The organism is Alloalcanivorax marinus (assembly GCF_016906305.1).
Classification (GTDB): Bacteria; Pseudomonadota; Gammaproteobacteria; order Pseudomonadales; family Alcanivoracaceae; genus Alloalcanivorax; species Alloalcanivorax marinus.
This window is the reverse complement of sequence record NZ_JADDOL010000029.1, coordinates 1-19,738: the sequence shown is the minus strand read 5'-3', so window position 1 is coordinate 19,738 and position 19,738 is coordinate 1. Positions and strand designations below refer to the sequence as shown.

Annotated in this window: 14 protein-coding genes and 4 tRNA genes; 11 read left to right on the top strand and 7 right to left on the bottom strand. The window is 65.3% G+C overall.

All coding sequences use genetic code 11. From position 1 onward, the window contains the following. Positions 1–16: 16 nt before the first annotated feature. The gene (locus tag IM760_RS17085; protein WP_204431458.1) at positions 17–886 is read left to right on the top strand and encodes an efflux RND transporter periplasmic adaptor subunit; all 870 of its coding nucleotides are present in this window, start codon (positions 17–19) and stop codon (positions 884–886) included. Positions 887–891: 5 nt separating this feature from the next. On the opposite strand, the gene folD is transcribed toward IM760_RS17085, so the two are convergent. After that, positions 892–1,737, bottom strand: coding sequence for a bifunctional methylenetetrahydrofolate dehydrogenase/methenyltetrahydrofolate cyclohydrolase FolD (folD, locus tag IM760_RS17080; protein ID WP_204431457.1), 846 nt, complete (start codon positions 1,735–1,737; stop codon positions 892–894). Between the two features lie 177 nt (positions 1,738–1,914). Here folD and IM760_RS17075 point away from each other — a divergent pair. From IM760_RS17075 to IM760_RS17030, 10 genes are all read left to right on the top strand, one after another. Next, positions 1,915–1,991: transfer RNA gene (locus tag IM760_RS17075), tRNA-Pro, on the top strand. 30 nt (positions 1,992–2,021) lie between these two features. Further along, positions 2,022–2,098 (top strand) — tRNA-Arg (locus IM760_RS17070). Positions 2,099–2,158: 60 nt separating this feature from the next. Next, positions 2,159–2,234: transfer RNA gene (locus IM760_RS17065), tRNA-His, on the top strand. Positions 2,235–2,389: 155 nt separating this feature from the next. Further along, entirely contained in the window at positions 2,390–3,703 is a 1,314-nt protein-coding gene (tig, locus tag IM760_RS17060; RefSeq protein WP_204431456.1) for a trigger factor, read from the top strand. 284 nt (positions 3,704–3,987) lie between these two features. After that, positions 3,988–4,638 (top strand): ATP-dependent Clp endopeptidase proteolytic subunit ClpP, encoded by a 651-nt coding sequence (clpP, locus tag IM760_RS17055; RefSeq protein WP_204431455.1) that lies wholly within the window; start codon positions 3,988–3,990, stop codon positions 4,636–4,638. A 97-nt stretch (positions 4,639–4,735) separates the two neighbouring features. After that, on the top strand, positions 4,736–6,019 hold the full coding sequence (clpX, locus tag IM760_RS17050) for an ATP-dependent Clp protease ATP-binding subunit ClpX (RefSeq protein WP_204431454.1): 1,284 nt from the start codon (positions 4,736–4,738) through the stop codon (positions 6,017–6,019). A gap of 67 nt (positions 6,020–6,086) precedes the next feature. Then, the gene (gene lon / locus IM760_RS17045) at positions 6,087–8,483 is read left to right on the top strand and encodes an endopeptidase La (RefSeq protein ID WP_204431453.1); all 2,397 of its coding nucleotides are present in this window, start codon (positions 6,087–6,089) and stop codon (positions 8,481–8,483) included. A 229-nt stretch (positions 8,484–8,712) separates the two neighbouring features. Further along, positions 8,713–8,985 carry an HU family DNA-binding protein gene (locus IM760_RS17040; RefSeq protein ID WP_138771382.1) on the top strand — a complete coding sequence of 91 codons (273 nt, stop codon included), beginning with the start codon at positions 8,713–8,715 and terminating at the stop codon, positions 8,983–8,985. Positions 8,986–8,995: 10 nt separating this feature from the next. Next, positions 8,996–9,072 (top strand) — tRNA-Asp (locus IM760_RS17035). A 95-nt stretch (positions 9,073–9,167) separates the two neighbouring features. Continuing rightward, positions 9,168–11,093 carry a SurA N-terminal domain-containing protein gene (locus IM760_RS17030; protein ID WP_204431452.1) on the top strand — a complete coding sequence of 642 codons (1,926 nt, stop codon included), beginning with the start codon at positions 9,168–9,170 and terminating at the stop codon, positions 11,091–11,093. A 281-nt stretch (positions 11,094–11,374) separates the two neighbouring features. Here the strand turns inward: IM760_RS17030 and IM760_RS17025 are convergent, their stop codons facing one another. The 6 genes from IM760_RS17025 to IM760_RS17000 all read right to left on the bottom strand — a co-directional run bounded on the left by IM760_RS17025 (position 11,375) and on the right by IM760_RS17000 (position 19,392). Beyond that, positions 11,375–12,175: an enoyl-ACP reductase FabI gene (locus IM760_RS17025; RefSeq protein ID WP_204431451.1), complete on the bottom strand. Its 801-nt coding sequence runs from the start codon at positions 12,173–12,175 to the stop codon at positions 11,375–11,377. Positions 12,176–12,252: 77 nt separating this feature from the next. Next, complete coding sequence (locus tag IM760_RS17020) at positions 12,253–13,860, bottom strand: ABC transporter ATP-binding protein (RefSeq protein WP_204431450.1); 1,608 nt, start codon at positions 13,858–13,860, stop codon at positions 12,253–12,255. Then, the gene (locus IM760_RS17015) at positions 13,857–14,900 is read right to left on the bottom strand and encodes an ABC transporter permease (protein WP_204431449.1); all 1,044 of its coding nucleotides are present in this window, start codon (positions 14,898–14,900) and stop codon (positions 13,857–13,859) included. Before IM760_RS17015 ends, IM760_RS17020 begins: the two co-directional genes overlap by 4 nt. Beyond that, the gene (locus tag IM760_RS17010; protein ID WP_204431448.1) at positions 14,900–15,982 is read right to left on the bottom strand and encodes a microcin C ABC transporter permease YejB; all 1,083 of its coding nucleotides are present in this window, start codon (positions 15,980–15,982) and stop codon (positions 14,900–14,902) included. The genes IM760_RS17015 and IM760_RS17010 overlap by 1 nt, the downstream gene beginning before the upstream one ends. Continuing rightward, on the bottom strand, positions 15,982–17,781 hold the full coding sequence (locus IM760_RS17005; protein WP_204431447.1) for an extracellular solute-binding protein: 1,800 nt from the start codon (positions 17,779–17,781) through the stop codon (positions 15,982–15,984). The genes IM760_RS17010 and IM760_RS17005 overlap by 1 nt, the downstream gene beginning before the upstream one ends. A 126-nt stretch (positions 17,782–17,907) precedes the next feature. Next, positions 17,908–19,392, bottom strand: a complete 1,485-nt coding sequence (locus tag IM760_RS17000; protein WP_228234776.1) for a LysM peptidoglycan-binding domain-containing protein — start codon at positions 19,390–19,392, stop codon at positions 17,908–17,910. Positions 19,393–19,738 lie beyond the last annotated feature (346 nt).

Genomic DNA, 19,738 nt, shown 5'->3' with positions numbered 1-19,738 from the left:
ATGAGGGAGCGCGCGCATGTCTGAACGTCGCCCGGGCCGCTGGCGCGCCCTGCTGATGACCGGCGCGCTGGTGCTGGTCGCCGCCATCGCCGTCTGGTTTCTGTGGTTTCACTATGTGCATCAGCTGTGGACCCGGGACGCCCGGGTGCGGGCGGCGGTGATCCAGGTGGCGCCGGACGTGTCCGGTCGCATCACCGCCATGGCGGTGACCGACAACAGCCGGGTGGAGGAGGGCGACGCCCTGTTCAGCGTGGATCCGCGCCGCTATCGTCTGGCGGTGGCCCGGGCCGAAGCGGAACTGGCCCACCGTCGCCAGGAACTGGCCCTGCGGGACGACGAGGCCGGCCGCCGCAAACGGCTGGGCCGGGCGGTGTCCGCCGAGGAGCGGGAGTCCGCCACCCGGCTGGCGGAAGTGGCCCGGGCGGACCTGCACGCCGCGGAGGCGGCGCTCAAGGAGGCCGAGCTGGACCTGCGGCGCGCCGAGGTGACGGCGCCGGCCGCCGGCTTCGTCACCCATCTGCTGGCCCATGCCGGCGATTACGCCCGCGCCGGCGAGCCGGTACTGACGCTGGTGGACGGCGATTCGTTCTGGGTCGAAGCCTATTTCCGGGAGACCCAGGTGCACCGGCTCGGGATCGGCGACCCGGCGCGGGTGCGGCTGCTGGGCAGCGAGCGCACCCTGAGCGGGCGGGTGGACGGCATCGCCCGGGGCATCGCCAATCCCAACGCCGCGTCCGGCACCGACCAGGGCCTGCCGCCGGTGTCGCCCACCTTCGAATGGGTGCGCCTGGCCCAGCGTATTCCGGTGCGCATCGAACTGGATGAGGTGCCCGAGGATCTGACGCTGGTGGCCGGCATGACCGCCAGCGTCTCCATCGGAGAGTAGGACGGTCAGCCGAGGGCTTTTTCCGCCGCCGCCAGGGTCTGGAAGATCAGGGTATTGATGGTCATCGGGCCGACCCCGCCGGGCACCGGCGTGTAGGCGGCCACCCGGTCGGTGAGCGGGCCCAGTTCGATGTCGCCGCATTTCTCCGGATGGAAGCCGGCGTCCACCACCACGGCGCCGTCCTTGATCCAGTCCGCCTTGATGAACTCCGGGCGGCCCACCGCGCCCACCACGATGTCCGCCTGGCGCACCAGCGCCGGCAGGTCCCGGGTGCGGCTGTGGCAGATGGTCACGGTGGCGTTGGCGGCCAGCAGCATCATCGCCATGGGCTTGCCGAGGATGGCGCTGCGGCCGACCACCACCGCGTGTTTGCCTTCCAAGGGCACCTGATAATGCTCCAGCAGCCGCATGATGCCCTTCGGCGTGGCGCTGCCGTAGGCGGCTTCGTCCATGGCCATGCGACCGAAGCCCAGGCAGGTGACCCCGTCCACGTCCTTGTCCAGGCGAATGGCGTCGAAGCAGCGGCGCTCGTCGATCTGCGCCGGCACCGGGTGCTGCAGCAGAATGCCGTGCACGTCCGGGTTGTCGTTCAGTTCCTCGATGCGCGCCAGCAATTGCCCGGTGGTGGTGTCCGCCGGCAGCTCCACGGCCAGGGAATCCATGCCCACCCGGCGGCAGGCGTTGCCCTTCATCCTTACATAGGTGGCGGAGGCCGGGTCGGCTCCCACCAGAATGGTGGCGAGAATGGGGGTGCGCCCCCCGGCCTTGGCTTTCAGGGCCTCCACGCGGCCTTGCATTTCTTCCTCGAAATGCTGGGCCAGCGCCTTGCCATCCAGAATCTGCGCGCTCATCGGTTCTCTCTGTCTGTCGGGTCCAGGTAAGGAGCGCGGATTCTCGCATGGGCGCCGGGTCCGGGCAAAGCGCGGGCCGGCTGGCGAATATTCCAGCGAACGGCACACCCCGGGGCGGGGCGTCGTTGACGGTCCCGGGGGGCGCGGGTATTATGCCGCCTCGCTCGACCTGCCCGGCGGGGTGTAGCGCAGTCTGGTAGCGCGCCTGCTTTGGGAGCAGGATGTCGGGGGTTCGAATCCCTCCACCCCGACCATTAGCGGGCTTGACGGTGGGTTCGGTTAAAGCGCCTGTAGCTCAACCGGATAGAGCAACGGCCTTCTAAGCCGTAGGTTGCAGGTTCGAGCCCTGCCAGGCGTGCCATCGGATCAGTGCCTCGTCGGCACGATGGAACGCCGGTAAGGGGAAGCGACGATTTCGTTGGTGGCTGTAGCTCAGTTGGTAGAGCCCCGGATTGTGACTCCGGTGGTCGTGGGTTCAAGTCCCATCAGCCACCCCAACATGAAAGCCCCCGGGTGATCGCCCGGGGGCTTTTTTTATGGCCACCTTCCATGTGGGCGGCGCCATTGACTATAATTGCCGCCCTTCAAAGTACGTGGACCCGGGCCGGTCTGATCGGTATCCGGCCCCAAAAGTCTTTAGAAAGAGGATGTTATGCAGGTTTCCGTAGAAACGACTTCAGGCCTGGAGCGGCGCGTGACCGTGGGTGTACCCGCGGAGAAAGTGGACGTCGCCGTGGAGAACAAGCTCCGCGAAGCGCAGAAAAGCGTCCGCCTGGATGGCTTCCGCCCCGGCAAGGTGCCGATGCGGGAGGTGAAGCGTCGCTTCGGTGCCGCCGTGCGTAACGAGGTGCTCGCCGACGTGATGCGCGAGTCCTTCCTGGAAGCGGTGGAGCAGGAAAAGCTGCAGCCGGCCGGCATGCCCGGCTTCGAGGCCACCAGGAACGTGGCCGGTGAGGACCTGGAATTCGTGGCCACCTTCGAGGTGTTCCCGCAGGTGGAAGTGGCGGCGTTCGACGCCATCGAAGTGGAAAAGCCGGTGGCGGAAGTGACCGACGCCGACGTGGACGAAATGATCGAGACCCTGCGCCAGCAGCGCGGTGAGTTCGAGGAAGTGGACCGGGCCGCCGAGAACGGCGACCGCGTCAACATCGATTTCAAGGGCCTGAAGGACGGCGAAGCCTTCGAAGGCGGCAGCGCCGAAGGTCAGAACCTGGAGCTGGGCTCCGGCCAGATGATCCCGGGCTTCGAGGACGGCATCGTCGGCATGAAAGCCGGCGAGGAGAAGGACATCGACGTGACCTTCCCCGAGGACTACCAGGCCGAGGAGCTGAAAGGCCAGGCGGTGGTGTTCCAGATCAAGGTCAACAAGGTGGAAGCCAAGGCCCTGCCGGAAGTGGACGCCGAGTTCATGAAGGCGTTCGGTGTCGAGGACGGCAACACGGACACCTTCAAGGCGGAAGTGCGCAAGAACATGGAGCGCGAGCTGAAGAACGCGATCAGCGGCAAGGTCAAGGAGCAGGTGATGGACGGCCTGGCCGGCCAGCACGAATTCGACCTGCCGGAAGCCCTGGTCAGCCAGGAAGTGGACCGCATGCGTCAGCAGATGATGCAGCAGTTCGGTGGCGGCCAGCAGTTCGATGCCTCCATGCTGCCCGCCGAGCTGTTCAAGGAGCAGGCGGAGCGTTCCGTGCGCCTGGGCCTGGTGATGCGCGCCATTCTCGAAAAGCACGAGCTGCAGGCGGACGCCGACCGGGTCAAGACCCGCGTCGAGGAGATCGCCTCCCAGTACGAGCAGCCGGAGGAGCTGGTCAACTGGATCTACAGCAACCCGCAGCAGCTGCAGCAGATCGAAGGCGCGGTGCTGGAAGATCAGGTGGTGGACCTGGTGCTGGAATCCGCCAAGGTGGAAGAGAAGCCCCAGCCGTATCAGGACGCGGTCAAGCCCCGCGATCAGCAGCAGGGCTGAACCGGGCCCGACGCCGCCAGGTGCCGTCGCCGACGGCACCCAGCCAACCTCCGAAAGACCGGAAAAACCGGTGTTTCGGAGGTTTTTTCGTTCAAAAGGGGCCGTTTTGCGCAACTTTTGCGCAGTTGAACCGCTTATTCACCGGCCTTTATGGACGGCCCCCGGGGGCCCCCTTACTATCGGGGTAATAGGCGCGCCCTGCCTTGTAAGCGGGCTTCCGCGCCCCAATTACCCTTTCCGGGCCGCAAGGTGGCCCCGTAGGGACCCAAAAAAGGAAGCGCTAGATGATAGATTTGAGCCGGATCACGTCCGTCACTCCGGAAATGAAGACCCTGATGCAGGATCCGACCAACGTGGGCCTGGTGCCCGTGGTGATCGAGCAGACCTCCCGGGGCGAGCGTTCCTTCGATATCTATTCCCGCCTGCTCAAGGAGCGGGTGATCTTTCTGGTCGGCCAGGTGGAAGACTACATGGCCAACCTGATCGTCGCGCAAATGCTGTTCCTGGAGTCCGAGAACCCGGACAAGGACATCAACCTGTACATCAACAGCCCGGGCGGCTCGGTGACCGCCGGCATGTCGATCTACGACACCATGCAGTTCGTGAAGCCCGACGTGTCCACCATGTGCATCGGCCAGGCCGCCAGCATGGGGGCCTTCCTGCTGGCCGCCGGCGCCCGTGGCAAGCGCTACGTGCTGCCCAATGCGCGGGTGATGATCCACCAGCCGCTGGGCGGCTTCCAGGGCCAGGCCTCGGACATCGAGATTCACGCCCGCGAGATCCTCAAGATCAAGGGCGATCTCAACCGCATGCTCGCCGACCACACCGGCCAGCCGCTGGAAGTGGTGGAGCGCGACACCGACCGTGACAACTTCATGGACGCCACCCAGGCGAAGGAATACGGCCTGGTCGATGAGGTGCTGCGACGCCGCTGAGGGCGCCGCGCACCCGCGCCGGGGGCGCCACCGGGCTTGAAAAAGCCGGTGTCTCCCGGCATCTTCAAACTGAAACATCAGGTTCTGAGGCGATTCGATGACCGATACCACCGGAAAGGGCGACGACGGCAAACTGCTGTATTGCTCGTTCTGCGGCAAGAGCCAGCATGAAGTCCGCAAGCTGATCGCGGGCCCGTCGGTCTTTATCTGCGACGAGTGCGTGGATCTGTGCAACGACATCATCCGCGAGGAAGTGCAGGAAGAGTCCGGCGACGGCGGCGATGAACGCCTGCCCAAGCCGCAGGAAATCAAGACCACCCTGGACGATTACGTGATTGGTCAGGAACGCGCCAAACGGGTGCTGTCGGTGGCGGTGTACAACCACTACAAGCGGTTGGGCTCCAAATCATCGCGCAACCGCGACGACGTGGAACTGGGCAAGAGCAACATTTTGCTGATCGGGCCCACCGGCAGCGGCAAGACGCTGCTGGCCGAGACCCTGGCGCGGCTGCTCAATGTGCCGTTCACCATCGCCGACGCCACCACGCTCACCGAGGCGGGTTACGTGGGCGAGGATGTGGAAAACATCATCCAGAAGCTGCTGCAGAAGTGCGATTACGACGTGGACAAGGCCCAGCGCGGCATTGTCTACATCGACGAGATCGACAAAATCTCCCGCAAGTCCGACAACCCCTCCATCACCCGTGATGTGAGCGGCGAGGGCGTGCAGCAGGCGCTGCTCAAGCTGATCGAGGGCACCGTGGCCTCGGTGCCGCCCCAGGGCGGCCGCAAGCACCCGCAGCAGGAATTCCTGCAGGTGGACACCTCCAACATTCTGTTCATCTGCGGCGGCGCCTTCGCCGGGCTGGACAAGGTGATCCGTGACCGTTCCGAGAAGGGCGGCATCGGCTTCTCCGCGGAGGTGAAGAGCAAGGACACGGCGCTGAGCATGGGCCAGACCCTGGCCACCGTGGAACCGGAAGACCTGGTCAAATACGGCCTGATTCCGGAATTCATCGGCCGGCTACCGGTGATCGCCACCCTGGAGGAACTCTCCGAGGAGGCGCTGGTGCAGATTCTCACCGAGCCGCGCAATGCCCTGACCAAGCAGTACACCCGCCTGTTCGAAATGGAAGGGGTGGAACTGGATTTCCGCGACGACGCCCTGCGCGCCGTGGCCCGCAAGGCCATGGAACGCAAGTCCGGCGCCCGCGGCCTGCGCTCGATCCTGGAAGCGGTGCTGCTGGATACCATGTATCAGGTGCCGTCCCTGGAGGGCGTCGCCAAGGTGGTCATCGACAGCGCCACCATCGAGGGTGAGTCCGAGCCGCTGCTGATCTACGAGAACAGCGAGCAGAAATCCAGAGTGGCGCCCGACTGAGTCGGGCGTACGGCCCCCGCGGGGGCCGACCCATCAACAGCCGACTCATCCAACCTAGGGGCGATACGTGCTGAAAGAGATTCCGCTGTTGCCACTGCGTGACGTGGTGGTGTATCCGCACATGGTGATCCCGCTGTTCGTGGGACGGGAAAAATCCATAGCCGCGCTGGAAGCGGCCATGTCCAGCGACAAGCAGATCATGCTGGTGGCCCAGCGCAATGCGTCCGACGACGATCCGGGCGAGAAGGACATCTATCGGGTGGGCACCGTGTCCACCATCCTGCAAATGCTGCGCCTGCCCGACGGCACCGTGAAGGTGCTGGTGGAGGGCGGTGGTCGTGGCCACCTCAGCAAGGCCCGCTTCGACGACGACGGCGCGGTGGCCGACGTCCGCGAACTGGACGACGTGGCCCCCTCGGACAGCGAGCAGGAAGCCCTGTCCCGTTCACTGCTCGCCAAATTCGAGGAATACGTCAAGCTGTCCAAGAAAGTGGCGCCGGAGATCATGAATTCGGTGTCCTCCATCGATGACATCAGCCGTCTGGCCGACACCATTTCCGCGCACCTGCAACTGAAGCTGGAAGAGAAGCAGGACGTGCTGGAGATGGTGGACGTGCGCGAGCGCGTGGAGCATCTGGTGGCGCTGATGGAATCCGACATGGACGTGCTCAAGGTCGAGAAGCGCATCCGTGGCCGGGTCAAGAAGCAGATGGAGAAGAGCCAGCGCGAGTACTATCTGAACGAGCAGATGAAGGCGATTCAGAAGGAACTCGGTGACCTGGACGAAAGCGGCAACGAGCTGGAGGATCTGGAGAAGAAGATCGACGACTCCGGCATGCCCAAGGACGCCAAGGAAAAGTCCAAGAACGAACTGAACAAACTGCGCATGATGTCGCCGATGTCCGCCGAGGCCACGGTGGTGCGCAGCTATCTGGACTGGATGACCTCGGTGCCGTGGAAGAAACGCAGCCGCGTTCGCCACGACATCGCCCACGCCAAGAAGATCCTGGACGAGGATCATTACGGGCTGGAAGAGGTCAAGGAACGGATCCTGGAATTTCTCGCCGTGCAGAGCCGGGTGGGCAAGGTGAAAGGCCCGGTGCTGTGTCTGGTGGGGCCGCCCGGGGTGGGCAAGACCTCCCTGGGGCAGTCCGTGGCGCGGGCCACCAATCGCAAGTTCGTGCGCATGGCCCTGGGTGGCGTGCGCGATGAAGCGGAAATTCGTGGCCACCGTCGTACCTACATCGGCTCGCTGCCGGGCAAGGTGATTCAGAAACTGTCCAAGGTGGGCGTGCGTAACCCGCTGTTCCTGCTCGACGAGGTGGACAAGATGGGCATGGACATGCGCGGGGACCCGGCGTCCGCGTTGCTGGAAGTGCTCGACCCGGAGCAGAACCACACCTTCAGTGATCACTACCTGGAAGTGGACTACGACCTGTCGGAAACGCTGTTCGTGTGCACCTCCAACTCCATGAACATTCCCGGCCCGCTGCTGGACCGCATGGAGGTGATTCGTCTGCCCGGTTACACCGAGGACGAGAAGGTCAACATCGCCGCCCAGTACCTGATCCCGAAACAGATCAAGTCCAACGGCCTGAAGGAAGGCGAGGTGGTGTTCGACGACGCCACCCTGCGCCACGTGATCCGTCACTACACCCGGGAGGCCGGCGTGCGCGGGCTGGAACGGGAAGTCAGCAAGGTGTGCCGTAAAGTCGTGAAGGAACATTTGCTGGCCAAGGACGACACGCCGGTCAAGCTGGATCCGGAAAGCGTGGAGCAGTATCTGGGCGTGCGCCGGTTCAGCTATGGCCGTGCCGAAGAGCAGGATCAGGTGGGGCAGGTTACCGGTCTGGCCTGGACCTCGGTGGGCGGGGAACTGCTCACCATCGAAGGGGTCTCCACGCCGGGCAAGGGCCGCGTCACCACCACCGGCTCCCTGGGCGACGTGATGCAGGAATCGATTCAGGCGGCCTGGACGGTGGTCAAGAGCCGTGCCCGTCACCTGGGCATCCGTCGCCGTCAGCTGGAGCGGAACGATCTGCACATCCACGTGCCCGAGGGTGCCACGCCGAAGGACGGCCCCAGTGCCGGCATCGGCATGTGTACCGCCATGGTCTCCATGCTCACTGGCATCCCGGTGCGCGCCGACGTGGCCATGACCGGCGAGATCACCCTGCGTGGCCAGGTGCTGGCCATCGGCGGGCTCAAGGAAAAACTGCTCGCCGCCCATCGCGGTGGCATTAAAACCGTGTTGATTCCACACGAAAACGAGCGCGATTTAAAAGAAATTCCGGAGAACATCAAGGAAGCTCTCGACATCCGCCCGGTGAAATGGATCGACCAGGTACTCGAGGTGGCGTTGACGCATACGCCGACGCCGCTGAGTGAAGCCGAAGTGGAAGAAGATCTCGCTCTGGCGGAAGAAAAAGCGCAAAAGGAATCCGAACGGCCGAGCACCCATTGACCGCCGCCCACGCGGCGTTTCTAATGCGGTGCCTCGGCACCTTTCGGTAACCATTGCCGACGTTTTTAAAACATTGATAGGAAAGGTTTTTTACCTTTGTTAAAGCTGGTGCGAACAGGCTCTTCCTTTCTTGACGCCCCCTGGACCCGTTGGTATAAAGGCGGCTTCGTCATAAGGAGAGTGCATCGCGCCTCGACCATAAAACCGGGAAAGAGAAAAGGGGAATTTTGTGAATAAATCCGAACTGATCGATGCCATTGCTGCGGCCGCTGACATTTCCAAGGCCGACGCGGGCCGTGCGCTGGATGCCACTCTGGATGCCGTGACCGGCGCACTGAAAAAAGGTGACAGTGTTTCCCTGGTGGGCTTCGGCACCTTCTCCGTGAAAGAGCGGGCAGCTCGCGAGGGCCGCAACCCGCAAACCGGCGAAACCATCAAGATCGCCGCCGCCAAGGTACCGGGCTTCAAAGCCGGTAAAGCGCTGAAGGACGCCGTGAACTGAACAGGTTCCAGGAGCGGTAGTTCAGCTGGTTAGAATACCGGCCTGTCACGCCGGGGGTCGCGGGTTCGAGTCCCGTCCGCTCCGCCAGCAGAAGTAAGCGTATCCAGGGCGGATACGCTTTTTTGCTTTCTGGATCCGTTCGATTTTTAACGATAAAAAGACGATATCCCTTGGAGTAAAGCATGCAGGAGTTCAGGCGGTTCGTCCGCGGGCCCGTGGGCAAGGTGCTGCTCGCCGCCATCATTCTTCCGTTCGTGATTTCCGGTTTCTATGGTTACTTTACCGGTGGGGGCAGTGACAGCACCGTGGCGGAGGTAGAGGGCAACAAGATCACCCGCGCCTACGTCAATTCGCGTACCCAGCAACTGCGTCAGATGCTGCGGCAGCAAAGCCCGGACATCAACGAATCCGTGCTGGACTCTTTCATCCGGCCGCAGATGGTGCTCGAAGGCATCGTCAACGAACAGCTGATGATCGCCGCCGCGCGCAACGCCGACATGGCGTTCAGCGACACCCAGGCGGCGCGCATGATTCGCGCCAATCCCGCTTTCACCGACGAGGGCGGCTTCTCCGAAACCCGTTTCGAACAGATGGTGCGCTCCCAGGGCATGACCCCGCAGGGCTACCTGGACGGGCTGCGTCAGGAACGCATCAGCCAGCAATATCGCCAGGCGTTCGCCGCCACCGACTTCGCGCTGCCCGGTGAACTGGCCGAACAGCGCCGGCTCGGCGAACAGAGCCGTGACATTCGTTACGTGCGGCTCGATCTGGACCGGCTGCGCGGCGAGGCGCGGGTCAGCGACGAGGAAATCAAGGCCTACTACGACGAGAACCGGGACAGTTTCATGCGCCCGGAACAGATGAAAGTACAGTACCTGGTGCTCTCGCCGGAGCATTACCGCGACCGGGTCGACATCAGCGACGAGCAGATCGAGGCGGAGTACGAGGCCCGCCGGCAGATGCAGCAGGACGGCGCCACCCGTCGTCAGGTCGCCCATGTGCTGATCGCCATCAACGACGACCGCGACGAGGAACAGGCCATCGAGCGCGCCCGGGAAGCCCGCCAGGCCCTGGAGCAGGGCGCCAGCTTCGCCCAGGTGGCCCGTGACTATTCCGATGACCGCGCCACCGCCGGCAGCGGCGGCGAACTGGGCACCGTGGAGCCCGGCACGCTGCCGGAAGCGCTGGACGACGCGCTCAACGGTCTGCAGGTAGGTCAGGTATCCGAACCGGTGGTCTCCGACGCCGGTGTGCATCTGCTCAAGCTGGAAAGCGAGAGCAAACCGGAAATGGCGCCGCTCGCCGACATGCGCGACGCCATCGCCGCCGACCTGCGCCGCTCCCAGTCCCAGGCCCTGCTCTCCGAGGACCTGGTGACCCTGGAAGAACTGATCTACGAGCACGCCAACCTGGAAGTGCCCGCCGAGCAATTGAACCTGCCGCTGGAAACCACCGATTGGGTGTCCCTGCAGAACCTGCCCGCGCCGCTCAACAATGACCGCGTCCGCCAGGCCCTGAACAGCGACCCGGTCCGCGAGCAGGGCCACAACAGCGACCTGCTGGAGCTCGGCGGTGATCGCTACGCGGCGGTGCGTCTGCAGGAAGTGGAAGAGCCGGAGCCGCTGCCCCTGGCCGACGTCAGTGATGACATTCGCGCCCAGCTGCGCCTCAACAAAGCCCGTGACCGGGCCGAGGAACTGGCCACCCAAGCCCGTGACGCGGTGGAGAAAGAGAATGCGGATCTGGACCGCCTGGCCGCGCTGCTGGGTACCGAAGTGGAAGAAGAGCAGGGCGTTCAGCGTGGCGCCGCGGAACCGGACATGGCGGTCAGCGACGCCGCCTTCGCAACCCCCCGTCCCGCCGAGGGCCAGGCCAGCGACATCCGCTTCGTGGACCTGCGCAACGGCGACCTGGTGGCCCTGCAGGTCACCGCCGTGGCCGACGGCAACGCCGACCCGCTGCCCGACGAACAGCAGCAACAGGCGCTGCAGGAACTGGCCCGCGTGGAAGGCGAACGCACCTTCCGCCAGGTCATGACCTTCCTCCGCGACAGCCTCGACGTGGAACTGCACCCCAACCGCCTGGCGGACACCGACGCCGCCCAATAACCCCAACCCGCCCCCCGGGGCGGGCCCTCCGGCCCCCCTCCGGGGTCGGACCACGCTAACTGATTGATAAACCAATACTTTGAGACGATCCAGGCCTGGAAATCCGGGCTTGGATGGGTTTTTTGGCCTGAAAAAAGGGCCTTTAGCGGATGGGCCGGCGAGGAAAGCGGTTCCTGGAGGGTGATTTTTGGGAGGGAAAAAGGCCATTTAAAGCCTTTGATTCCCCCCAAAAACCGGGGCAACCCTATTCGAATCAATGGGTTGCCGTGGTCCGACCCCGGTTATTCGCCGGGTTCTTCGAAGGGCATGGAGACGGTGGCGGCGCCGGCGTCGACGTAGGTGATTTCGGCGGTGATGCCGGAGGCCAGGTCCGAGCACAGGAAGGCGGCGGTGTTACCGACTTCCTCGATGGTCACGTTGCGGCGCAGCGGGGCCTTGGCGGCGTTGTAGTCCAGCATGGTGCGGAATTTCTTGATGCCGGAGGCGGCCAGGGTGCGGATCGGGCCGGCGGAGATGCCGTTCACGCGGATGCCGTCCGGGCCCAGGCTGGCGGCCAGGTAACGCACGGACGCTTCCAGGCTGGCCTTGGCCAGACCCATCACGTTGTAGTTGGGCACGGTCTGCCGGGAGGCGTGGTAGGTGAGGGTGAGCAGGGAGCCGTTGCGGCCGGCCATCATCGGGCGGGCGGCCTGGGCCAGTGCCACGAAGCTGTAGGCGGAGATGTCGTGGGCCATGCGGAAGCCTTCGCGGGTGGCCACGTCGGCGAAGTTGCCGTCCAGTTCGCTGGCCGGGGCGAAGCCCACCGCGTGCACCACGCCGTCCAGGCCGTCCCATTGCTCGCCGAGACCGTTGAACACCTGCTGGATCTGCTCGTCGGAGGTCACATCACAGGGGAAGCACAGCGCTTCGCTGCTGCCGCATCGTTCGGCGACCTTGGTCACCCGGCTCTTGAGCTTGTCGTTCTGGTAGGTAAACGCCAGTTCCGCGCCTTCACGGTACATGGCGTCGGCGATGCCGGTGGCGATGGAACGGTCGCTGGCGATGCCCACGATCAGGTATCGCTTGCCTGCGAGAAAACCCATGGTCTGTCCTCAAAAAAGATAGTCACTCCGGCGCCCAGTATAGGCGATCACGGTGGCCGTGAAAGACGCCGGCGGGGTTATTGTGCAACGGCTTGTTTCCCGTCGCGGTTGAAGGCCGCCTCGATCAGACGCCGGGTGTAGGCCTGCTCCGGCGCCTCGAACACCCGTTCGGTGTCGCCGTGCTCGATCACCTTGCCGTGCCGCATTACCAGCAGGCGGTGACTGATGGCGCGCACCACTTTCAGGTCGTGGCTGATGAACAGGTAGCTGAGCCCGCGACGTTGCTGCAGGTCTTTCAGCAGCGCCAGCACCTGGGCCTGGACGCTGCGGTCCAGGGCGGAGGTGGGTTCATCGAGGATCAGCAGGTCCGGTTCCAGGATCAGCGCCCGCGCGATGGCGATGCGCTGGCGCTGGCCGCCGGAGAATTCATGGGGATAGCGATCGCCGCTGTCCGCCGGCAGGCCCACCTCGGCGAGCAGGGCGCGCACCCGCTCCGCGCGCTGGTCCGCATTCAGGGACTTGTGGTGCACACGCAGCCCTTCTTCCACCGCCTGATGCACGGTAAGGCGTGGATTGAGGCTGCCGTAGGGGTCCTGGAACACCACCTGCATGTGCTTGCGCCAGGGTCGCAGGGCCCGGCCGCTGAGCGTGTCCAGGGACTGGTCCAGCAGCACCACCTTGCCGCGGGCGCGGATCAGGCGCAGCAGAATCAGGGCCAGGGTGGACTTGCCGGAGCCGGACTCGCCCACCACGCCCAGGGTTTCGCCCCGACGCAGATCAAAGGACACGCCGTCCACCGCCGCCACCGTTTCCCGGGCACCGAGCCAGCCGCGCCGGCGGCCACTGAAGTGCATTTCCAGCTGCTCGGCGCGTAACAGCACCGGCGCGTCCGTCGCCGTGGGTCGCGGGCGGCCGCCGGGTTCGGCGGCCAGAAGATGGCGGGTGTAGTCGTGCTCCGGGCGATTCAGCACCCGGTCCGTGTCGCCGTACTCGACCACGCGCCCCTGATGCATCACCGCCACGTCCTCCGCGAACCGGCCCACCAGGCCCAGGTCGTGACTGATCAGCAGCACGCCCAGATGACGTTCCCGCTGCAGCCGTTTAAGCAGCTCCAGAATGGTTTCCTGAATGGTCACGTCCAGGGCGGTGGTGGGCTCGTCGGCGATCAGCAGTTGTGGGTCATTGGCCAGGGCCATGGCGATCATCACCCGCTGGCGCTGGCCGCCACTGAGCTGGTGCGGATAGCGCGCCAGCATGTCCTCGGAGGCGGGCAGGTCCACCTGCTCCAGCAGCTCCAGACAGCGACGGCGCACCGCCGCGCCGCCCAGTTTCTGATGGACGCGGATCGCCTCGCCGATCTGTTTTTCCACCCGGTGCAGCGGGTTCAGCGCGGTCAGCGGCTCCTGAAAGATGGTGCCGATGCGGCCGCCGCGCAGGGCGCGCCGCCGGGATTCCGGCCAGTCCAGCACATTGTCGCCGTCCAGCTCGATGGCCCGGGCGCGGCGGTGGGCGCCGCCGGGCAGCAGGTCGAGAATCGACAGGGCGGTGAGCGATTTGCCGGAGCCGGATTCGCCCACCAGCGCCAGCATGCGCCCGGCATCCAGGTCCAGGCTGACCCGGTCCACCGCCGGCCGCGCCGGGTCGTCGAACCAGACGCTCAGTTCACGGAGACGCAGCAGGCTCATGGACGTTCTCCCGCGTCGGCGTGGTATTTCCTCGGGTCGAAGGCATCGCGCACCGCTTCGCCCACGAACACCAGCAGCGACAGCATCAGCGCCAGGGTGACGAAGGCGCTCAGCCCCAGCCAGGGGGCGTGCAGGTTGGCCTTGCCCTGGCCCAGCAGTTCGCCCAGGGAGGGCGCGCCCGGCGGCAGACCGAAGCCGATAAAGTCCAGGGAGGTGAGCAGGATCACCGAGGCGTTGAGCACGAACGGCAGGTAGGTGAGGGTGGCCACCATGGCGTTGGGCAGCATATGGCGGAACAGGATCACCGGCGTGCGCACGCCCAGCGCCTGGGCGGCGCGCACATAGTCCAGGTTGCGCGCGCGCAGAAATTCGGCGCGCACCAGGTCCACCAGGGTCATCCAGGAAAACAGCAGCATGATCACCAGCAGCGTCCAGAAGCCGGGCACCACGAAACTGGAGATCACGATGATCAGATAGAGGATCGGCATGCTCGACCAGATTTCCAGGAAACGCTGGCCGGCCAGATCCAGCCAGCCGCCGTAATAGCCCTGCAGGGCGCCCACCACGATGCCGATGGCGCTGGAGGCCACCGTCAGGATCAGGCCGAACAGCACCGACAGTCGGAACCCGTAGATCAGCCGCGCCAGCACGTCCCGGCCCTGATCGTCGGTGCCCAGCCAGTTTTCCGCCGACGGCGGCGCCGGCGCCGGGACCGTGAGTTCGTAATTGATGGTGTCGTAGCTGTAGCGGATCGGCGGCCACAGCATCCAGCCGTCCTCTTCGATCAGCTCCCGCACGTAGGGGTCGCGGTAATTGGCTTCGGTTTCGAACAGGCCGCCGAACGCGGTTTCCGGGTAGACCTGGAACACCGGCCAGTACAGCTCACCCTGGTAGCGCACCGCGATGGGCTTGTCGTTGGCCACCAGCTCCGCGCCCAGGCTGACCACGAACAGCACCAGAAACAGATACAGCGACCACAGGCCCCGGCGGTTGCGCCGGAAGGCCCGCCACTGGCGGTGCCAGATCGCCTCGGTACGCATCAGCGGGCCCTCCGCTCGAAATCGATGCGCGGGTCCACCCACATGTAGGTGAGGTCCGACACCAGCTTCAGCAGCATGCCCAGCAGGGTAAAGATGAACAGGGTGCCGAACACCACCGGGTAATCCCGGTTGATCACCGACTCGAAGCCGAGCAGGCCCAGGCCGTCCAGGGAAAAGATGTACTCGATCAGCAGCACGCCGGTGAAGAACATGCCCACGAAGGCCGCCGGAAAGCCGGCGATGATGATCAGCATGGCGTTGCGGAACACGTGACCGTAGAGCACCCGGTTCTCGGTCAGCCCCTTGGCGCGGGCGGTCTGCACGTACTGTTTGCCGATTTCGTCTAGGAAGGAATTCTTGGTGAGCATGGTCAGGGTGGCGAAGTTGCCGACCACGATGGCCAGGGTGGGCAGGGTGATGTGGTGCAGGTAATCCAGCGCCTTGCCGAACGCCGACAGTTGCTCGAAGTCGTCCGAGGTGAGCCCCCGTAGTGGAAACCATTCCAGATAGGAGCCGCCGGCGAACAGCACCACCAGCAGAATGGCGATCAGGAAACTGGGGATCGCATAACCCACCACGATGGCGGTGCTGGTCCAGACGTCGAAGCGGCTGCCGTCGCGCACCGCCTTGCGGATGCCCAGGGGGATGGCCACCAGATAGGTGATCAGGGTACTCCACAGGCCCAGCGAGATGGACACCGGCAGCCGCTCCAGAATCAGGTCGCCCACCGCCCGGTCCCGGTAATAGGATTCACCGAAGTCGAAGGTCAGGTAGCGTTTGATCATCAGCCAGAAGCGCTCCGGCGCCGGCTTGTCGAAGCCGTACAGCTTTTCGATGCGCTCGATCAGTTCCGGAGGCAGCCCGCGGGAACCCCGATAGTCACTGCCTCCGGAACCGACGAAGTCGGCGGTGCTGCCGGCAAAGCCGCCGCCGGCGCCCCCGCCCCCCAGCCCCTGCAGCTGGGCCAGCGCCTTCTCCACCGGGCCGCCCGGGGCCGCCTGCACGATCACGAAATTCAGCAGCAGGATGCCGAACAGGGTCGGGATGATCAGCGCCAGCCGTTTGAGAATATAGACCAGCATCAGCGGGCGCTTTCATTCCACCAGAGGTCCAGCGCTCCGGTGATCGGCACATAGGCCGGCAGCGGCGCATGGTCGAGGCCGGCCCGGTAGGCGAACCGGTGGGTGGGCGCGTACCAGTTGGGCACCACATAGAAGCCCCACTGCAGGGCCCGGTCCAGGGCGCGGGTGCGGGTCACCAGCGCCTCGCGGCTCTGGGCCGCGATCACCTTGTCGACCAGGGCGTCCACCGCCGGATTGCAGACCCCGGCATAGTTCTGGCTGCTTTCCCGCTCCGCCGCTTCGCAGCTCCAGAAGCCGCGCTGCTCATTGCCCGGCGAGGTGGACTGGCCCCAGCCGCCGACGATCATGTCGAAGTTGAAACGGCGCAGGCGCTGCACGAACTGGGATTGGTCCACGCGCACCACATTGGCGTCGATGCCCAGGGTTTTCAGGTTGCGCGCGAACGGCAGCACGATGCGTTCAAAGGCCGGCCGGTAAAGCAGAAATTCGAAGTTCACCGGCTGGCCGTCCGGCGTGTGCAGCTTGCCGTTCCTGACCTGGTAACCGGCGTCGATCAGCAGCTTATGGGCGTGGCGCAGGTTCTCGCGGGGCCGGCCGGAGCCGTCGGAGCGGGGCGGCTGGTAGCTCTCCGTGAACACCCGGGGCGGCAGGTCCTTCTTCAAGGGTTCAAGCAGGGCCAGCTCGTCCTGGTCCGGCAGGCCCTCGGCGGCCAAGTCGGAATTCTGGAAGTAGCTGCGGGTGCGCTGATACTGCCCGTAAAACAGATTCTTGTTGGACCACTCAAAATCAAAGGCGTAGGTGATGGCTTCACGGAGCACCGGGTCCTGGAACACCGGCCGGCGGGTGTTGAACACGAACCCCTGCATGCCCGCCGGGTTGCTGTGCTGCACTTCCTCGGTGACCAGGCGGCCGTCGGTGAAGGCGTCGCCGGTATAGGCGGTGGCCCAGAGCTTGGAGTTGGTTTCGGTACGCCAGTCGTAGTCGCCGCGTTTGAACGCTTCCAGGGCCACGGTCTCATCCAGGTAGTACTCGTGGATGATGCGGTCGAAATTGTAGCGGCCGCGCATCACCGGCAGGTCCCTGGCCCAATAGTCGTCGCGGCGTTCGTAGACCACCCGCTTGCCGGGTTTGAAGCTTTTCACCCGGTAGGGGCCGGAGCCCAGCGGCGGCTCCAGGCTGGCGTCGGCGAAGTCCCGGTCCTTCCAGTAATGCTTGGGCATCACCGGCAACTGGCCGACGATCATCACCAGCTCCCGGTTGTCGCCCGGTTTGAAGCTGAACTTCACCTTGCGCTCGGACAGCGCCTCCACCTTTTCCACGTCGCCGTAGTAATAGGCATAGAAGGGCTCGCCTTCGTCACGCAGCGTTTTGAACGTCCACACCACGTCCTCGGCGCGCACCGGCTGGCCGTCGGCGAAGCGGGCCTCCTTGCGCAGCGTATAGGTCACCCAGCGGCGATCCTCCGGCCACTCGATGGTTTCCGCCAGCAGACCGTACTCGCTGAACGGTTCGTCCAGGCTGCGCACGGTCAGGGTGTCGAACAGGTACTCGCCGGCGCCGGCGGCGGCGGTGCCTTTCGGCAGCCAGGGCATGAAATTGTCGAAGCCGCCCAGCTCGTGCAGGCGCAGGTCGCCGCCCTTGGGGGCGTCCGCGTTGACGTAATCGAAATGGGAGAAGCCGGGCCCGTACTTGGGGCTGCCGTGCATGGCGATGGCATGGGCGGTGGTTGTGTCCGCCCGGACCGCCTCGGGCAACGGTGCCGCCAGAAAAAGGACCGCCAGAAACAGAAAGGACCGCATAGCGCCTGTCATCGTTATTGTGGACTCCAGAAAGGGGCCGGTGGCGACACCATAGCCCAGGCCGCGATTTTCACCAAATACCCGGACTTGGAGCCGCGTTTGGCCGCGGAGTTCGCGGCGCGCCGATCAGGGCGCGCGGCGTACATCCACGTACAGGGTCAGGCGGTCGCCGGGTTGCAGGTAGCGGCGCTGCTTGACGCCATTGTTCCAGTCGCGAATCTGGCTCACCGAAACATTGAAGCGGCTGGCGATGGCGTACAGGGAGTCGCCCCGGCGTACCGAATAGCGCACCTTGCGGATCATTTCGTCGCGGCGCTCGGCGCCGCGGCTGGCGGCGGGGCCGTCCTCGGTCCACACCGCCAGGGTCTGGCCGATGCGCAGCGGATCGCCGGGGGACATGTCGTTCCAGCGCGCCAGCTCACGCACGCTCACGTCGTAGCTGCGCGCCAGGGCCCACAGGGTCTCTCCGGAGGCCACCCGGTGATCGACCCGCTGGCGGCCGCCGCCGGCCCGGTCGGTCTGGCCGGCGAGCCGGCCGTTGGCGGCGGCCCGTTCCGGAATCAGCAGGGTGCGGCCGGCGACGATGGTGCTGCCCTGCAGATCGTTGATGTCGCGCAGCACCGCCGGGGTGGTGCGGTGCCGTCGGGCGATGGCGATCAGCGAATCGCCCGGCCGGATGGTGTAACGCAGCCAGCGCATCCGCTGTTCCGGCGACAGGTCCGCCACCCGCTCCCGAAAGGTGTCGGCGGCGCTCACCGGCACCAGCAGTTCCGTGGTGCCATGGGGCGCGGTGGCCCAGCGATTGAAGGCGGGATTGAGCAGGTACAGCTCCTCGGTGGAGATGCCCGCCAGGCTGGCGGCCTGGGCCAGGTCGATCTGGCCGCCCACGTCGACGCTGGCGAAGTAGGGCTGATCGTCGATGGGGTGCAGCGTCACGCCATAGCGTTCCGGGGTGCGGACGATCTGCGCCACCGCCAGCAGCTTGGGCACGTAGGCGGTGGTTTCGCTGGGCAGGTCCAGATTCCAGAAATCCGTCGGCAGGCCGGCCTCTTCATTGCGGCGCCGGGCCCGGGACACGGTGCCGCCGCCGGCGTTGTAGGAGGCCAGGGCCAGCAGCCAGTCGCCGTCGAAGCGTTCGGACAGCTGCTGCAGATAGTCCAGCGCGGCGCGGGTGGAGCGCACGATGTCGCGACGGTTGTCGTACCACCAGGTCTGGTCCAGGCCGAAGTACTTGCCGGTGGAGGGAATGAACTGCCAGGGGCCGGCGGCGCGGCCGTGGGAATAGGCGAACGGATCGAAGGCGCTTTCCACCACCGGGAGCAGCACCAGTTCCAGCGGCATGTCACGGGCTTCCGCTTCTTCCACGATGAAGTGGAGGTAGCGTTCGGAACGGGTGGTGACGCGGGTGAAGTATTGAGGGTGGCGGGCGTACCAGTCGCGCTGGGCGCTGACGCGCGGGTTGTCCTGGTCCAGGTTCAGTGCGTAGCCCCGGCGGATGCGGTCCCACAGATCCTGATTGGTGGCCCGGTCACCGTCGGGATCGTGGGGCGCCGGTTCGTCCATGCCGTTGGCCAGACCCGGGTCCTCCAGGGAGGGCTCCGCCGCCGGCATCGGCGGGAGTTGTGTGACGTCCGGTGTGTCGTCGCGGTGTTGTCCATTCCCCGAGGGGGAGAGGGCACAGCCACTCCCCATTAGCGCGATCCCCAAGATCGCGCAACCCATAAATTTATTCATAACAATGATATACGTGCGAAATTTTGAGTTGATTCTAGGCACCGCCCCCGGCCGGGGCAAGAAAAAATGCCCCGGCCACGGTGCCCGCTCACGGAAATCCGATGTCCGTCACAGAGACATCGGGATGCCAAAATCGTGCCGTTCCAGGGGTGCGCGGGCGCGGCCGGCGCCCTTCCGGGAACGCCGTGAACCCGTCCCTGGGGGCTCCCTTTCGAACGTCCTG